At 49.5% G+C, this 12643-nt stretch carries 16 protein-coding genes; all 16 read left to right on the top strand.

Annotation, left to right across the window (positions count from 1 at the left end; translation table 11 throughout):
* On the top strand, positions 1-380 hold a 380-nt coding region (locus tag MVB78_RS06395; RefSeq protein WP_297489460.1), incomplete at its 5' end, for a hypothetical protein.
* 901 nt (positions 381-1281) lie between these two features.
* Positions 1282-1524: a hypothetical protein gene (locus tag MVB78_RS06390; protein ID WP_297489458.1), complete on the top strand. Its 243-nt coding sequence runs from the start codon at positions 1282-1284 to the stop codon at positions 1522-1524.
* A gap of 115 nt (positions 1525-1639) precedes the next feature.
* Positions 1640-1942, top strand: coding sequence for a hypothetical protein (locus MVB78_RS06385; RefSeq protein WP_297489455.1), 303 nt, complete (start codon positions 1640-1642; stop codon positions 1940-1942).
* 5 nt (positions 1943-1947) lie between these two features.
* Positions 1948-2667, top strand: coding sequence for a hypothetical protein (locus MVB78_RS06380; RefSeq protein WP_297489452.1), 720 nt, complete (start codon positions 1948-1950; stop codon positions 2665-2667).
* Between the two features lie 336 nt (positions 2668-3003).
* Positions 3004-3915, top strand: coding sequence for an integrase (locus MVB78_RS06375; protein WP_297489449.1), 912 nt, complete (start codon positions 3004-3006; stop codon positions 3913-3915).
* Between the two features lie 17 nt (positions 3916-3932).
* The gene (locus MVB78_RS06370) at positions 3933-4100 is read left to right on the top strand and encodes a hypothetical protein (protein WP_297489446.1); all 168 of its coding nucleotides are present in this window, start codon (positions 3933-3935) and stop codon (positions 4098-4100) included.
* Between the two features lie 220 nt (positions 4101-4320).
* Positions 4321-4470 carry a hypothetical protein gene (locus tag MVB78_RS06365; RefSeq protein WP_297489443.1) on the top strand — a complete coding sequence of 50 codons (150 nt, stop codon included), beginning with the start codon at positions 4321-4323 and terminating at the stop codon, positions 4468-4470.
* Entirely contained in the window at positions 4467-4826 is a 360-nt protein-coding gene (locus MVB78_RS06360; protein WP_297489440.1) for a hypothetical protein, read from the top strand. The genes MVB78_RS06365 and MVB78_RS06360 overlap by 4 nt, the downstream gene beginning before the upstream one ends.
* Before the next feature lie 4 nt (positions 4827-4830).
* On the top strand, positions 4831-6783 hold the full coding sequence (locus MVB78_RS06355) for a hypothetical protein (protein ID WP_297489437.1): 1953 nt from the start codon (positions 4831-4833) through the stop codon (positions 6781-6783).
* Positions 6784-6787: 4 nt separating this feature from the next.
* The gene (locus MVB78_RS06350) at positions 6788-9016 is read left to right on the top strand and encodes a hypothetical protein (RefSeq protein ID WP_297489434.1); all 2229 of its coding nucleotides are present in this window, start codon (positions 6788-6790) and stop codon (positions 9014-9016) included.
* A gap of 12 nt (positions 9017-9028) precedes the next feature.
* On the top strand, positions 9029-9529 hold the full coding sequence (locus MVB78_RS06345) for a hypothetical protein (protein WP_297489431.1): 501 nt from the start codon (positions 9029-9031) through the stop codon (positions 9527-9529).
* Between the two features lie 11 nt (positions 9530-9540).
* Positions 9541-9879: a hypothetical protein gene (locus tag MVB78_RS06340; RefSeq protein WP_297489428.1), complete on the top strand. Its 339-nt coding sequence runs from the start codon at positions 9541-9543 to the stop codon at positions 9877-9879.
* Entirely contained in the window at positions 9879-10121 is a 243-nt protein-coding gene (locus MVB78_RS06335) for a t26-9p (RefSeq protein ID WP_297489425.1), read from the top strand. Before MVB78_RS06340 ends, MVB78_RS06335 begins: the two co-directional genes overlap by 1 nt.
* A 3-nt stretch (positions 10122-10124) precedes the next feature.
* Complete coding sequence (locus tag MVB78_RS06330; protein WP_297489422.1) at positions 10125-10946, top strand: hypothetical protein; 822 nt, start codon at positions 10125-10127, stop codon at positions 10944-10946.
* Positions 10947-10957: 11 nt separating this feature from the next.
* Positions 10958-11440 (top strand): hypothetical protein, encoded by a 483-nt coding sequence (locus tag MVB78_RS06325; protein ID WP_297489419.1) that lies wholly within the window; start codon positions 10958-10960, stop codon positions 11438-11440.
* A complete protein-coding gene (locus tag MVB78_RS06320) occupies positions 11440-12600 on the top strand; it encodes a hypothetical protein (RefSeq protein WP_297489416.1) in 1161 nt (386 codons plus the stop codon). The genes MVB78_RS06325 and MVB78_RS06320 overlap by 1 nt, the downstream gene beginning before the upstream one ends.
* The last annotated feature ends 43 nt before the right edge of the window (positions 12601-12643 follow it).

Genomic DNA, 12643 nt, shown 5'->3' with positions numbered 1-12643 from the left:
ACTTTGGGTCATGGAGCGCTATCAGGACAATTGGGGGTTCTGCAGTGGCGTTTATGCTCATGTTATCAATCTGCTGGGCTGGTAGGCGGTTAAATTCTCAGAGTTGCAGGAACGATATAGTGAGATATATAATCGTGAGATATATAATCGGCTATACCAAGCTCTCAGGTGCCAAGGGTAAACCTCGGCAGCTGTTTGCCCTTTTCGTGGGCTATTTTGCCTTCAGCGGGTTGGCTAACCTCCCGCTGGTTGATGGTTCTACGAGGTTCTTCTTATCGCTGTTCCCTCTGGCGGTGGGTTTGGTGGGGGTGACTTATGGTTTGATAGAAAGGAACTGTCAAAAACATCTACCAACCGTTAAAGCCAAAGGGGTAGCGTAAGAACACTAAAGCAAAGTTGAAGTAAAGCCGATGAATGTAGTAAGACTTAGATCAGGAAGGTGTGGAGTTAATGATAACCTACAAAATATCCGACCTTCGGTTGAATCTGAAATTCAAACTTGGTTTTGACCAATGGGCGTTTGTTTGGAGTAGTTTCTTAAAGCCCTTATACTGGAGTACACATAAGAGAGGTGAGCAGAGTGGAGTTTCACTGGAGGTTTTTGTGGTTCACCTTGATCCTTTTCTCTTTACTGTCTCAGGGCATTTATTTTGGGGTGTTCCCTGCTATCAAAACCTCAGTTGGGGTCTCCTTGGGAGTGCTGGTGGTGTGGATTATATGCGCCACAGGAACAAAGATTAAAGCCTGACAAGTATGCCCGCTGGCTCATTTTGCATATAATGGGATATTATTATACCTCAGGCGCTAAGGGATTTGTTAGACAGCTGTTCGATCTGTTCGTCTGGTACTTTAGCTTGGGACTACTCCTAAATTATCCCCTAGTTACTGAGTCAGTTGAGTTTTCTCTCTCGGTATTTATCTTTGTGGTAGGATTAATCGGAATTACGATTCCGTGGGTGAGGATGGAGTGCCATGACGTTACACATCCCTAAATTTTGCCAATGCTGGGAGATAGAACATGCATGACCGGAGCTGCAGCGAGGGGTGTTATTGGAGGTACTCTGAGATTTATAATATGGGGTAGTGTGGCATGGAATATTAGGAAGACCATAGGGGGGAGATAACAAATGAAATGGAAAGGTGTTGCTGTTTACTCCGCGTCTCTTTTCCTTTTGTATTTCTCTTCAGGCATTGGGGTGACCCTTACTATAACCAGCGTAGGCCTCTCAGTGATGTACGTTTGGACGATGATCCTCTGGTTAATCAGACGGGGAGATAGAAATGCGTGGAAAATTGCAAACGGTTTTTCTCGCGGCCAACTTGGTTGCAATCCTCGCCAGCCTCATTGTCATCAAGCCTACCGCCGCAGCTTTGCTCCTGACAATCCTTCTCGTCCTCTCAGGTTTCATACTGCTCGTCGGTTATGGCCTTAGGAAGGGACCCGCAATAGAGAACGCTGATTCAAGGCTCAGATGGTTTGGAGTGCTCCTTTTGGGGTTCTTTTCGTTGGATCCTTTTATTTGAAGCATTTCAGCCCACAATTGGATTGAAGGAATTTCCACAGTGCTACTCGTGTGGGGTGGTTATCTAATGTTCGAGGAGGTGAGGACATCTATTCAAAGCAGGCAGAAGCATCACAATGAAGAAAAACAAAGTAAGGGACTACCGCAGAGATGATGGGCTTCGCGAAGTTTCAGAAGATCAGGGCGACCCATTAATTGTAAAGGCTGGAGGGGTTGTAGGGGGCATTCTTGGTGGTGTTATTACGGGTGCCGTCACGAGAAATCCCCAGGCAGCAATTGAAGGGGCTATTACAGGTTACGCTGTAGGGACAGCAACTACTTGGGCCGCGATTTCATTTTCATGGAAGGTGTATGCTATATACAGGGGTATTGATGGTATTCCCGGAGATGTAGACAATAATGCTGTGGTTGGCGGGTGATTTGAATGGAAAGGAATCATTCAAAAATTTTGGCAGTGGGTATGCTTTCGTGGTGTTTTTTCACATTTTTTATTATGTTGTTTTATCCTCAGGACATGGCGCTGGCAATTGAAGTGTCTTCAGCCTTAGTTAACCTCGTGTTGATTACAGTGATCTTGATAACCTTCAGGAAGTTTATCGGAATGGAGTACCTGTTGCTATACTCCTTGGTGCCATCCACAGGAATCTACCTTGCAGTTCTTAGGGGTAGTGGCGTGGCAGTGAGAACATTATATATGGTGTTCCCCTTCTACTGGTTGATGAGTGGAACGATTTTACTGAGCTTCCAGAAAAATGGAGATACCGGGTACTATCGGGCCCTTATGTACTTTCTGGTTATCATCCTAGTGGCTGTACTCACAAAAAACGGAGGGTTTCTGGCATTGGCCGTCATAAGTCTCCCCTTAATGGCGTTGCTATCTTCCAAGGGCATTATCTATGAAGCCATTGGTTTTAACGCGCTTTCCGCGGTTGCTGGTATCATTTCAGTCTTAGGACTTAACCTGATTCCAGCTTCCAAGCTTCCACTATCCACCCCGAAACCCTCACTGGGTGTTTTGTTAATCCTGCTTCAGCAGGCGGTATACTCCACAATTGGGTGGTACCTGTTTGAGAAAATTTGTAGCACACGATACAGATCGAGGCATGCTCCCGATAACAATGGGAACTCCGTAAATGAAGGGTGATACAATGTGGGCTAAAATGAGCAGGGTTGGCTTTTTGTTGTTGGCCCTCTCCTTGTCCCCCCCTTTTAGGGCTATTGTTAATGATCTCGGTTACACTGCCAAAAACCTATTTCCCTCTGGAAGCCCTTGCCCCTCGATCCTCCTTTGCGTGAAAAACGTTATAACCTCTGAGGCTGAACTTTTATACGTGCGGTATCCGGCCTTCATCAGCCGTGCACCCCCGCGGCCTCCGGCCGGGTGCCGCACATCACTTTCTAACCTCTAATTGGTGGTTTCCGCAGAAAGGCTCGACCGAATCAAGGGGTTGCCTCAAAGATTTAACAAAGTGCTATTCTGGTGCCCCGGCCGGGATTTGAACCCGGGGCGCGGGCTCGAAAGCGGGCCGGAGAAGCGTCCTCAAGCGAAATGGAGCTTAATACTCTTTGGTCTCAGCATAAGAAGGCGTTTGAGGAATGGCTCTCCACAAAGCTGGCCACAGAAGAGACTAAAGAACGCTACATGAGGTACCTCGAAAGGTTCTTTGGAAAGTACAGAATAACTGATAAGGCATCTCTCGACGAAGCTCTCGTTAAAGAACACTACAACAGAGGATTTGCAAAGTCTCTGAGGAACTTCATAACTTTCTTGAAGAACAGAGGCTACATCAGTCGCTCCGAGTACCTCGACCTCAAGGAGATCATCAAGCTCAAGCCCACAGGGGTAAGGAGAGTTTACATCACAGATGAACAGGTAAGGATGGCCTACGAGTATTACCTCCAAAAGGATCCGACTCTAGCTTTAATTTACGAAGCGCTTGTATATAGCGGGCAGAGACTTAAGCATATCGTTAGGATGCTAAACGAGTTCGATCCAGAGAAGCTCGTTTTCTATGGGGACAAGATAGCAAAATACCCAATGAGCGGCATTGGCAGAGGAACTAAACAGACGTTTTGGGCGTATTTCCCACGAGTGTTCGCAGAGAGGCTGGAGAGGCTCAACCTCAGATACACTCGCGTTCATGCAAGGATGAGGGTGAAGATCAGGAGTATTAGGAACACGGAAAAGAGCGTTATCTTCTCAGCCTCGGCGGTCAGGAAATGGTTTAGTGGTTTTCTGGCCCGACAGGGGGTTCCCATTGAGGTCATTGACTTCATTCAGGGCAGGGCTCCAAGAACTGTCATAGAACGCCACTACCTGAACCTTGAGATGTTAGCCGATGAGTGGTATCCGGAAGTTGTAGACGAACTGAAGAAGGTTTTGGGAAAATGAAAGGAGGTGAGCGAGGGATGGCCCGGGAAAAACTGAATGGTACCGGTGCCTTTGTGTGGGCGTTTAGCATCGATAAAGAGACTCATCACATGATTAAGGAGCTCTCGAAGAGTCTTGGCCTCAACAACGACTCAGCAGTAGTAAGAATGGCGGTAAGGAGACTCTATAAGGATATAAAGGTTTAATCCTCCCCAATCTTCTTTTATAGACTTTATAAACTCTCTATAAAGAGATTTTCTAATATTCTTAAATACCATCACCCTATTCTCTATTTTAGACCCTCCGGGCTACTCCTCCGCTCTAATCAGTTCTCTAATCAGGTTCATGAGAAGGCCGAGCCCGAACTCCGAGGGTGCCGATGAGATGAGGGAGGGCAATGAAGCCGAGTGCATATAGGTGGTCAAAATGCAGCGCGTGGAGGATGTTGCTTCCCTGAAGAGGAAGCTTGAGCGTGTTCGGAAGCGTATCACTGAACTCAAGCGCGAAGAAGCCCGCTTAATTCGGCAGCTCCAGCAGGCGAGGATAGCGAACATCAAGAGGAGGGCGATAACATGAAGCCCAAAAGCCTCGCTCAGCTGGTTCTCTTCGTCCTCATCGTGGCCTTCTGGCTCAAAGTGGCTTGGCCCATGATGACAAAGGAAGCCCTTGCTCTCGGCGCGGTTGGAGGAGTTCTCGTGCATTGGGCTTTCACTAACAAAGGCTCGCGGGCGGTCGCTCTCATCGAGCCCCTCACGAGCGGCTGGCGTGTCATGCTGTATGACATGATGCTGGTGGCTTTCCTGGTCGCGCTGGCTCAGCAGGCTGGCGATGTTACAGCTCTTCTCGAAGCTTTGAAGAACAGCGTTCAGGATTCGGCGCTTTTGCTCTCGCTCCTCGGAGGGATTGGGGTTGACTATGGTGTTAGGGGGTGAACGGATGAAAAGAGCTAGTATTTTGCTAGCTTTGCTTGTGCTTTTTGCTAGCGTTTCAATGACGCTTGTGAGAGCCGGAACAGCATCCATCTTCAGCGTTGACTTTTCGAGTGACACAAGTCTAGTAGACACGTATAGCTCATCATCCTGGTATACAGATAAAGACCTGCCACACTGGTACTTAGACTCAATCTGTCAGAGTGTGAAAGGTGGAATTGGATATGACTCAACAAAGAAGGCTGTATATCTTAAGTTGGACAGCTCTGGTAACACGGGACATTACAGGGCAAGAGTGGCAATTCTGAAAGAGAACATCACAATTGGCAATAACTTCACAGTCAGAATGACAATATATGCAACAACAAATAAAGGAGCAGCAGTTGGGGCGATCATTTTTGCAAAGAATGGGCTTGTATATTCAGTAATGCACTACGGGGGAGCGAATTGGGCAATTGGAACGGATTACGGATCAGAGACAATGGGTAAATTAGCGTGGGTAGACAATGACTATAGATTTAATGACCTCAACTGGACAGCAGTTCAGGCAGGATTTACAACCGTGACATTCTCCCCACTCGATGATCTAAAGAAAAAGGGAGTTCAGCTCTCTCCTGGAGACATTGACCACATAAATGTGTTCTTTGGGGGAATGATCTATAATGATGTTGTGCAGTATGTTTATTTGAAGAGTATTGAAGTGCTCGCTCCAAGCGGTTCTGTAACTTTCAGCATCAAAGACGCCCTCAGTGGCCAGGGTCTCACGGGCGTTACGGTCAAAGAAGGCTCTACAATTCTCGGCACTCTCGATGACGGGCAAAGCTTAGAGCTCACTAAGGGACAGCATACTTTGACTTTCGAGAAGCCTGGCTACTGGAGCGTCACGAAGACGATAGACGTTCAGGGGGATATGAGCGTTTCAGTTGAGCTCTACCCCTCTTCTGCAGCATTCAAGCTCGAAAACTTCCCCTCAAACATCAGCATTCCCGAGCACACTCTTTATACTCTCACCTTCACCCTAACTCCGATTGACACTTCCGCAACTTACAACACTTACCTGAGTCTCGCAGGCCTTTCTAACGTCCTCGAAGTCCGGAAGGATGGTTCCGTCATCAGTCCTGAGGGCGGAAAGTACTATCTCGGCGACATCTCCTCGCCGGTCCAGATTTCTATCAAGTTCAAGGCAACGAGTGTCGGCACATACGCGTTCTCCCTAACTCTCGAAAGCCACGATGCCTTCGGAACAAAGATGTACACCACAACAAAACAAGTCTCATACAAGGTTGACCCGCTGCCCTTCACGGTTGAAATGCCAAGCGAGTGGCAGGTGGGTGACAATCAGCTGAGGGTTTCCGAGGCAAGCGGCCAGAGCTACGCGATGGTTGTGGTTCTCACGGATTCGAGCGGGAGCCAGGTCTGGAGTGATAGTTATGCCTTCAACCCCTATGACGTGCACACCTTCACAGTGAATGTTCCGGAGGAGGGCACTTATACGCTTGAATTCCAGTGGAACGGGCAGACTGCGAGCTATACGATCAATGTGGGCACGGGTATTTCTCTGCTCACAAAATCAGTCAGCGTCAAGAAGGGCGGCGTTGGGACTGTTCAGGTGCAGCTCAAGAATCCGAGCGACAGCACGAAGTACTATACGATCAGGTTGGAGGGCGGCTTTCTTGATGTTCCGGTGAACCAGACTGTGGCAATCGCTCCCTCGTCGACCAAGACGGTCAGTATTTCGTTTGCCGTGCCGGATAAACTGACTTATGATGCTTACGACTTGACGATGAAGGTCCTTGAGGGAGATGCTGAGCGGTACAGTGGCACGGTGCATGTGATTATCACGGGTTCTGAGGCCGGCCTGCCGATTGGTTTGGGTGGCGGCTCTGGTTTGCCGCTCCTTGCTATCGGAGCCGCTGCTGCTCTTGGACTTGGGGCTGTTTTGGTCATGAGACGGAGGTGATGGCATGCTCCGCTCTCTGTTTTCAATTTTCCGACGGGAGAAGGTCAAGAGGAAGGAGCAGGATGAGCAAGAAAAGAAGGGGCTGAACAGGCGGAGGAAGGGTGTTGAGGAAGTTCGCAGAAGAAGGAGGAGATGTGTTTCATTTGTGTTGATGTTCGTTCTAGTAACCAATACGATCAATGCGGGGTACGTGGCGGCATGGAGTTTGAATCCCTTTGATGCCTTTGGGGTGGGAGGGAAGATAAAGGAGAAAGTTGGTGGTTTCCTCTCTGAGCATCGTGGTGCTATAGCAGCTGCAGCCGGAGCATTAACGTTTGCTGGTTGTGAGTTGGTAGTTGGAGCGTCTACTATGGGCGTGGGGGCGGTGCCTGGTGCAATGGCATGCGGAGCGGTCGCGGCAACAGTTGGTGGTACAGTTTACTCGCTGATTCCTGAGAAGAAGGAAAAAGCTCCATCATTGTTTGGTTCTGACAAGAACGCCACGACCGATGACCTCGCTAAGAATCGTGACTTATGGAGAAAGTATCAAATTGTCGATGATGCACAATCAAAAGCGTACAGCGAGCTGACAGAGCTTCTCGCCAAAATGGCAACGAGTTCGGTAGAGTACGACATCCAGCAGACGGGAGCAATTGGAAACATCCAGCTAAAGCTCTATGGGCCGGATCAAATCCTCGGCTTTTCAGCGTTTCCAGTCAAGTTGAGGATCTTCTTCTCAAGCGATCCGATCAAGCAGAACGTCATTCACCTGAATAAGGTCACCATGTACGTGGTCAGGGCCGATACTGGCACGGCCTACTACCGGTACACCAGGACCTTCTCGAACCTCACGTTCAACGGTGGGGCCTATGACATTAACACCTTCCTTAAGGTCCCGGACGATCTGGATTATGCCGTTGCCGACGCCATCAGGACCGGCCAGATCACGCCGGGCCTGATCGAGAAACTGAAGTCCGCAAAAACACCGCAGTTCGAGATTTACATCAAAATCGATGCTTACAAAGAGGACTGGAGCCTTGTGAATGGCACGTGGGTTCATGTGAGGGATATTCCGCTTTCGGTCGAGGCTGAAACCAGGAGTGTTTACCTGCACGTTACGAGCAGTACTGACGTGGTTCTCTTCCAGACCGGCCTTAACGCGTCCATGCCGGCTGATATGGCGAACCTCGTTATGGGTAAGTTTGCCCCGTTCATTGCGGAGCAGTGGGGTGCCGTCTCGGACGTTCTCATTAGGCCCTACGCGACGCCAGTGCACGTCCAGGATTCTGCCGCGACGTGGAAGTTCTTCGTTGCTCCGAACCACAAGTTCCTCACGATGTTTGATGAGCATCCAAAGATCTACGATGACTTTGAGGTCTTCGCTGTTAGGTTGCTCCAGAACGGGAACTTCGAGATGGCGGACAGGCGTTCAAACACGCTCGGAGACATGACTGATGGGATAAAAGAGGCGTACGGCATTACCAAGTACACGTTTGGGCCGGACATAGTGAATTACCGCGTCTACGGCCTCGGCTTGGTCTGGTTTGAGCGTGACGATGGCACGAAGATTCCGGTTTGGGTCCTCATTCAGCCACACATGAGCGTTCTTGACAGGGAGAAGCTGGCCCTGGATGACGCGAGGATTCAGAAGATCCTCCCGATCTTTGATGATGACAAGATCACGAAGACTGAGCTTGAGCTGTTGAAGGCGCAGCTTGAGTCCGTGAAACGGGACCTGCAGAATAAGATTCAGGCTGCGGAGCAGCTCAAGAAGATGGCCGAGGCTAACGGCAACAAGGAGGCCGCGCAGTATGCTGATCGGGCGATTAAGTACTACCAGCTTGAGCTTCAGATGCTTTCTCAGGCCACGCAGACGGATGATGCTCAACTGGCTCTAAACCACCTCAATGCGGCGAAGAAGTATGAGTATGCGGGTGATTTTGAGAAGCAGGCTGCAGACAGGGCGTATAAGGGTGATTCTGAGGGTGCTAAGATGCTTGATAGTCAGGCGCAGGAGTACAAGAAGGCCGGTGATGACTATGTTCTGCACATAAGCATTAGTGGCTTGGCAGATACTATCCTCGGGAATTTGAAGAACTGGAAGATGCTGGCACTGCTGGCGATTCTGCTCATTGGCGGCTACTATCTGCTTGGCAGGACTGGCGCTTTGACTGGATTGGGGATTTGGCTGGCTATTGTGATTGGTATTCCTGCACTCAAGGCCCTCGTGGCCTGGTTGGGAACAAAACTCTGAGGTGGTGGAAAGATGGAGAAAAAAGAAGTAATGGGCGGCTTGGCAAAAATCCTGCTTTCTGCAGGATTCCTTTCCGTTTTGTTTTGGTACGGCGGAGAACACAATATAACAATACAACAGAGCACTGAAACGCTAGCAAAGGTATCCTTGCTTTTCGTTGCCTTTATCGAGCTACTTGACCGCTACGCGGACATGGGGAAATTATATGGGAAGTTTGCGAAGGGTAGAAATGAGATACTTGGTGCACTGCTGTTCGGTGGTGTGGGCTTTGCCCTCGCGCTATGGGCCCTCACGGGCACACTAACTCTCTCCGGAGCATCGACCCCTGCAGCGCTCTTCGTTGCAGGCTTAACGAGCTTGTACATCTTCGCGCCAGACACCGGGAAAGACCCGTGGTACTTCATTGCCTGGCTCGGCGCAACACTCGCAACCCACTTCCAGTACCTTGCCATTTTGCCGCAGGGATACAATCCAATTGCCCACGTGATCTCTTGGCTGGTAGTGCTGCTCTGAGGTGATCTAAAATGCTCGGCAGGATTGCAGCGGCTCTCATTGTTTACCTCATTGTTGTCTTTCACTTCAACGGTGCAATGACTACAGTGGGCCAGCTTTTTGGCCTCAGTGGTTATTGGGCGCTCTTCATTCCGAGCGCCCTGGTGGGCCTGAGCGTTTACAGGATCGCGGATTTGGACAATTGGGGCCCGTGGGACGCAGCGGCTTTCGTGGTCATCGGAGGAATTGCTATGCTGGCAATCACTGGCGACCCGCAGGCCACTACCCTTGAACTCGTCAAGGGAGTCACCACATTTGGCCTCGCGGGAATCCTCGCGGGCCTGACAATGAGGGCCAGGAGGGGTGCATAATGGATGTGAACGGCCTCATTGGCCAGCTTCAAGGTCTCGCAGGATCCCACCCATACCTAGCGCTCGGTATAATTCTAATCCTGATTGGACTCCTGGCAAAGGGGAAAACAGCGCTCATATTCTACGCCCTCGGTACTCTTGCGCTCTTAAAGTCATTTGGCCTTACTGATACTTTCTTTTCTTTCATAAAGAGTGTTCCGGGTATGCTGAAAGATGCACTCGGAGGATTAGGAGGTGTTTGAAGAATGAGGAAGAAAGAAAGGCAGATCATAACAATCGGCCTGATAGCGCTGTTTGGCCTGGTAGCCTGGTGGGCCTACGCCGGGCACGGGGCCGGTGCGGGAGTGCTTCTGAACCTGGATAACCAGAGCAACGCGAGCGAGCAGACTACTTATCAGCTCGCTGTTTCAGACCTTCAGCCGACTGTTGACCAGACGACCGGGCACGCGATGGTTAGTTTTACTCTCGCGAATGAAGAGCACTTCAACATCAGCAGCGTCCAGGTCCTCTATGCCCTGAACGTCGCCGACCCGAACAACGCGACTTACACCGCCTTGAACGCTACTGAGACCAACGGCACCTACAAGGCCGAGATACCCTCAAAGTTCGGTGATGTGGTCTATTACAAGGTTAAGGTGGCTTACGACAGTGGAAAGGCCCTCATCAGCGATGTTAAGAGCATTACTGTGAGCGATACGACCGCTCCGACCCTTACGAGCGTTAGCCTCAACATTACCTCAACCTATAACAACGCCACCAACACGACTACTTACAACTTCGTCATCAACTTCAACGCCACTGATAATGACCAGATCGGTACCTATTATGTCTATTGGGCTGACCTAGGCACGAACAACACTGTAACCAACACCACCACCTTTACAGTCATAAACGCAACCACTGAACCGATTATCCTCAAGAACATCACGACAAACGACTACTACGCGTTCTACTTCGTAGTTCAGGATCTAAGCGGCAATAAGGCCACCCTCTACAACGAGACGGCCCCGTTCATTGTCCAGGCCAACACAAGTGCTACCTGGCCGGTTGAAGCCAAAGGGCCGTGAGGTGGGCTGAGATGTACGCCCACCGCTCCTCTCCTTCATTTTCAAAAGTGATTCTCCGCCTCTTTGCGATACTAGTGATAATTTTTTTGCTCTATTTCGGATACTCGACGTTTAACGAACACGATCTTCTCCGTGAGAGGCTTTACCATCTTGGGTACCCTGAAAGCGGCCATATAATCCAGGGAGACAAAATCCTCTGGAGCGATGGCCACTTAACAATCCTCCAAGGAGAATACGTCGAGAATTACCCAATTACTGCAGAGCAGGCTTACAACATCGTTCTCCAGTACCTTGCCAGTTACAACGCTAAGCTCAGGCAATATGGCTACAAGCTTGAACCGAAGAAGTCCAGCCTCACAGAGAAGGAAAAGAGCGGCCAGCTTTATTGGGTCTTCGAATTAAAACTCAAATCTGACAGAACTTCTATGTTCGCGGGCTTTGTGTGGGTGAACCGGAAGACCGGAACCGTGGAAATCAAAGGCATTTTGGGGTGATGATGGTGAGAAAGCTTCTGGCCATAGTATTCATGTATATCCTAATAGGAAGTCTCGGGCAGGCCCTAGCTGCGGAAACCTGCCAAACATACACATGGGAGGGGATCCTCAAGAATGGCCAGACCCTGTACATATCCGACAACTATCTCAATGCGAGCATTACAGTTCTAGTTCGGCCCGTGGCCCTCATCCAGGTGGGTAGTGTTCCTTACTTCCTTGCAAACGGGACGGTGATTATCGGCAAAATGAACGTGACTGTCGTTCTCCTAAATAGAACCACGATGTCTGTTCTCATTAAATCTAGTGAGCCGTTCTCAGCCACTTTCTGGCCTATTGTTAGGATTAAGACAGTGATCGTGAACCAAACAGTTATTGTAAACCAGACGAACGAAACTCTGATCAAAGAGCTCCGAGCGCTGGTTAATCAGCTCAATGAAACCATACAGGAAAAAGAGGCCCTGATTCAAAATCTAACTAAAGAACTCGAGCAGGCCCATGCCCTGAATAGTGAAAAAGAAGAAATGATCCAAAACCTTTCTCGTCGGTTGGGAAACCTCCTAGAGCAGATTAAGGATCTAGAACAGCAAAATGGACAACTCAAGGCCAACAACTCCTTGCTCCATGAGAGAGTAGCTAATCTCATCGAGGAACTAAATGCTAGCAGGACCATCATAGCGCAACTTAACTCCACCCTTCTAAAGAAGGACCTCGCCATTGAAAACCTCACCTCGCAAATACAGCAGAAGCTAAAACAAATCAACACTCTAACTTCAGAGAATAAAAAGCTAAAGAGCCAGGTTTCTGAGCTGGAACGCAAACTGAGATCCTCGAACCTCACAGCCCTTCAGGAGAGGCTCCTGAACCTCACGAAGGAGAATCGCGATCTCAAGGCCCAATTGGCAAATCTTACAATGAAGTACAACCAGCTCAAAGGGAAGGCCGATTTCTTGGAGCAGCAGAATAAAGAGTACCACGGAATAATAGAGCAAGTGATGAGCGAAGAGAATCAGCGGAGTAAACAGAGTTACATCGAGAAGGCGAAGAAGGAGCGGACGATTGGTTCAATTCTCTGGAAGAGCCTTATTGCGGCTTTGGTTGTTGCCGGCGTGATTGGTTATCTGCTCTACAGGAAAAAGAGGTCGTGGGAGTACCCGCTATGATGTCTGCTCCGAGGAGGAGCAGGCAGGCCGGGGGTGGTAACTG

Origin of the sequence: Thermococcus sp., assembly GCF_026991495.1 — an archaeon.
Taxonomy (GTDB): Archaea; Methanobacteriota_B; Thermococci; order Thermococcales; family Thermococcaceae; genus Thermococcus.
The sequence above is the reverse complement of the archived record's forward strand: the minus strand, read 5'-3'. Positions and strand labels throughout refer to the sequence as shown.

Bases quoted from the DNA above. Each gene is read 5' to 3' on its own strand.
- MVB78_RS06370 (WP_297489446.1), top strand. From the start codon at position 3,933: ATGGCCCGGGAAAAACTGAATGGTACCGGTGCCTTTGTGTGGGCGTTT.
- MVB78_RS06340 (WP_297489428.1), top strand. From the start codon at position 9,541: ATGCTCGGCAGGATTGCAGCGGCTCTCATTGTTTACCTCATTGTTGTC.
- MVB78_RS06365 (WP_297489443.1), top strand. From the start codon at position 4,321: ATGCAGCGCGTGGAGGATGTTGCTTCCCTGAAGAGGAAGCTTGAGCGT.
- MVB78_RS06390 (WP_297489458.1), top strand. From the start codon at position 1,282: ATGCGTGGAAAATTGCAAACGGTTTTTCTCGCGGCCAACTTGGTTGCA.
- MVB78_RS06380 (WP_297489452.1), top strand. From the start codon at position 1,948: ATGGAAAGGAATCATTCAAAAATTTTGGCAGTGGGTATGCTTTCGTGG.
- MVB78_RS06350 (WP_297489434.1), top strand. From the start codon at position 6,788: ATGCTCCGCTCTCTGTTTTCAATTTTCCGACGGGAGAAGGTCAAGAGG.
- MVB78_RS06330 (WP_297489422.1), top strand. From the start codon at position 10,125: ATGAGGAAGAAAGAAAGGCAGATCATAACAATCGGCCTGATAGCGCTG.
- MVB78_RS06355 (WP_297489437.1), top strand. From the start codon at position 4,831: ATGAAAAGAGCTAGTATTTTGCTAGCTTTGCTTGTGCTTTTTGCTAGC.
- MVB78_RS06320 (WP_297489416.1), top strand. From the start codon at position 11,440: ATGATGGTGAGAAAGCTTCTGGCCATAGTATTCATGTATATCCTAATA.
- MVB78_RS06335 (WP_297489425.1), top strand. From the start codon at position 9,879: ATGGATGTGAACGGCCTCATTGGCCAGCTTCAAGGTCTCGCAGGATCC.
- MVB78_RS06325 (WP_297489419.1), top strand. From the start codon at position 10,958: ATGTACGCCCACCGCTCCTCTCCTTCATTTTCAAAAGTGATTCTCCGC.
- MVB78_RS06345 (WP_297489431.1), top strand. From the start codon at position 9,029: ATGGAGAAAAAAGAAGTAATGGGCGGCTTGGCAAAAATCCTGCTTTCT.
- MVB78_RS06360 (WP_297489440.1), top strand. From the start codon at position 4,467: ATGAAGCCCAAAAGCCTCGCTCAGCTGGTTCTCTTCGTCCTCATCGTG.
- MVB78_RS06385 (WP_297489455.1), top strand. From the start codon at position 1,640: ATGAAGAAAAACAAAGTAAGGGACTACCGCAGAGATGATGGGCTTCGC.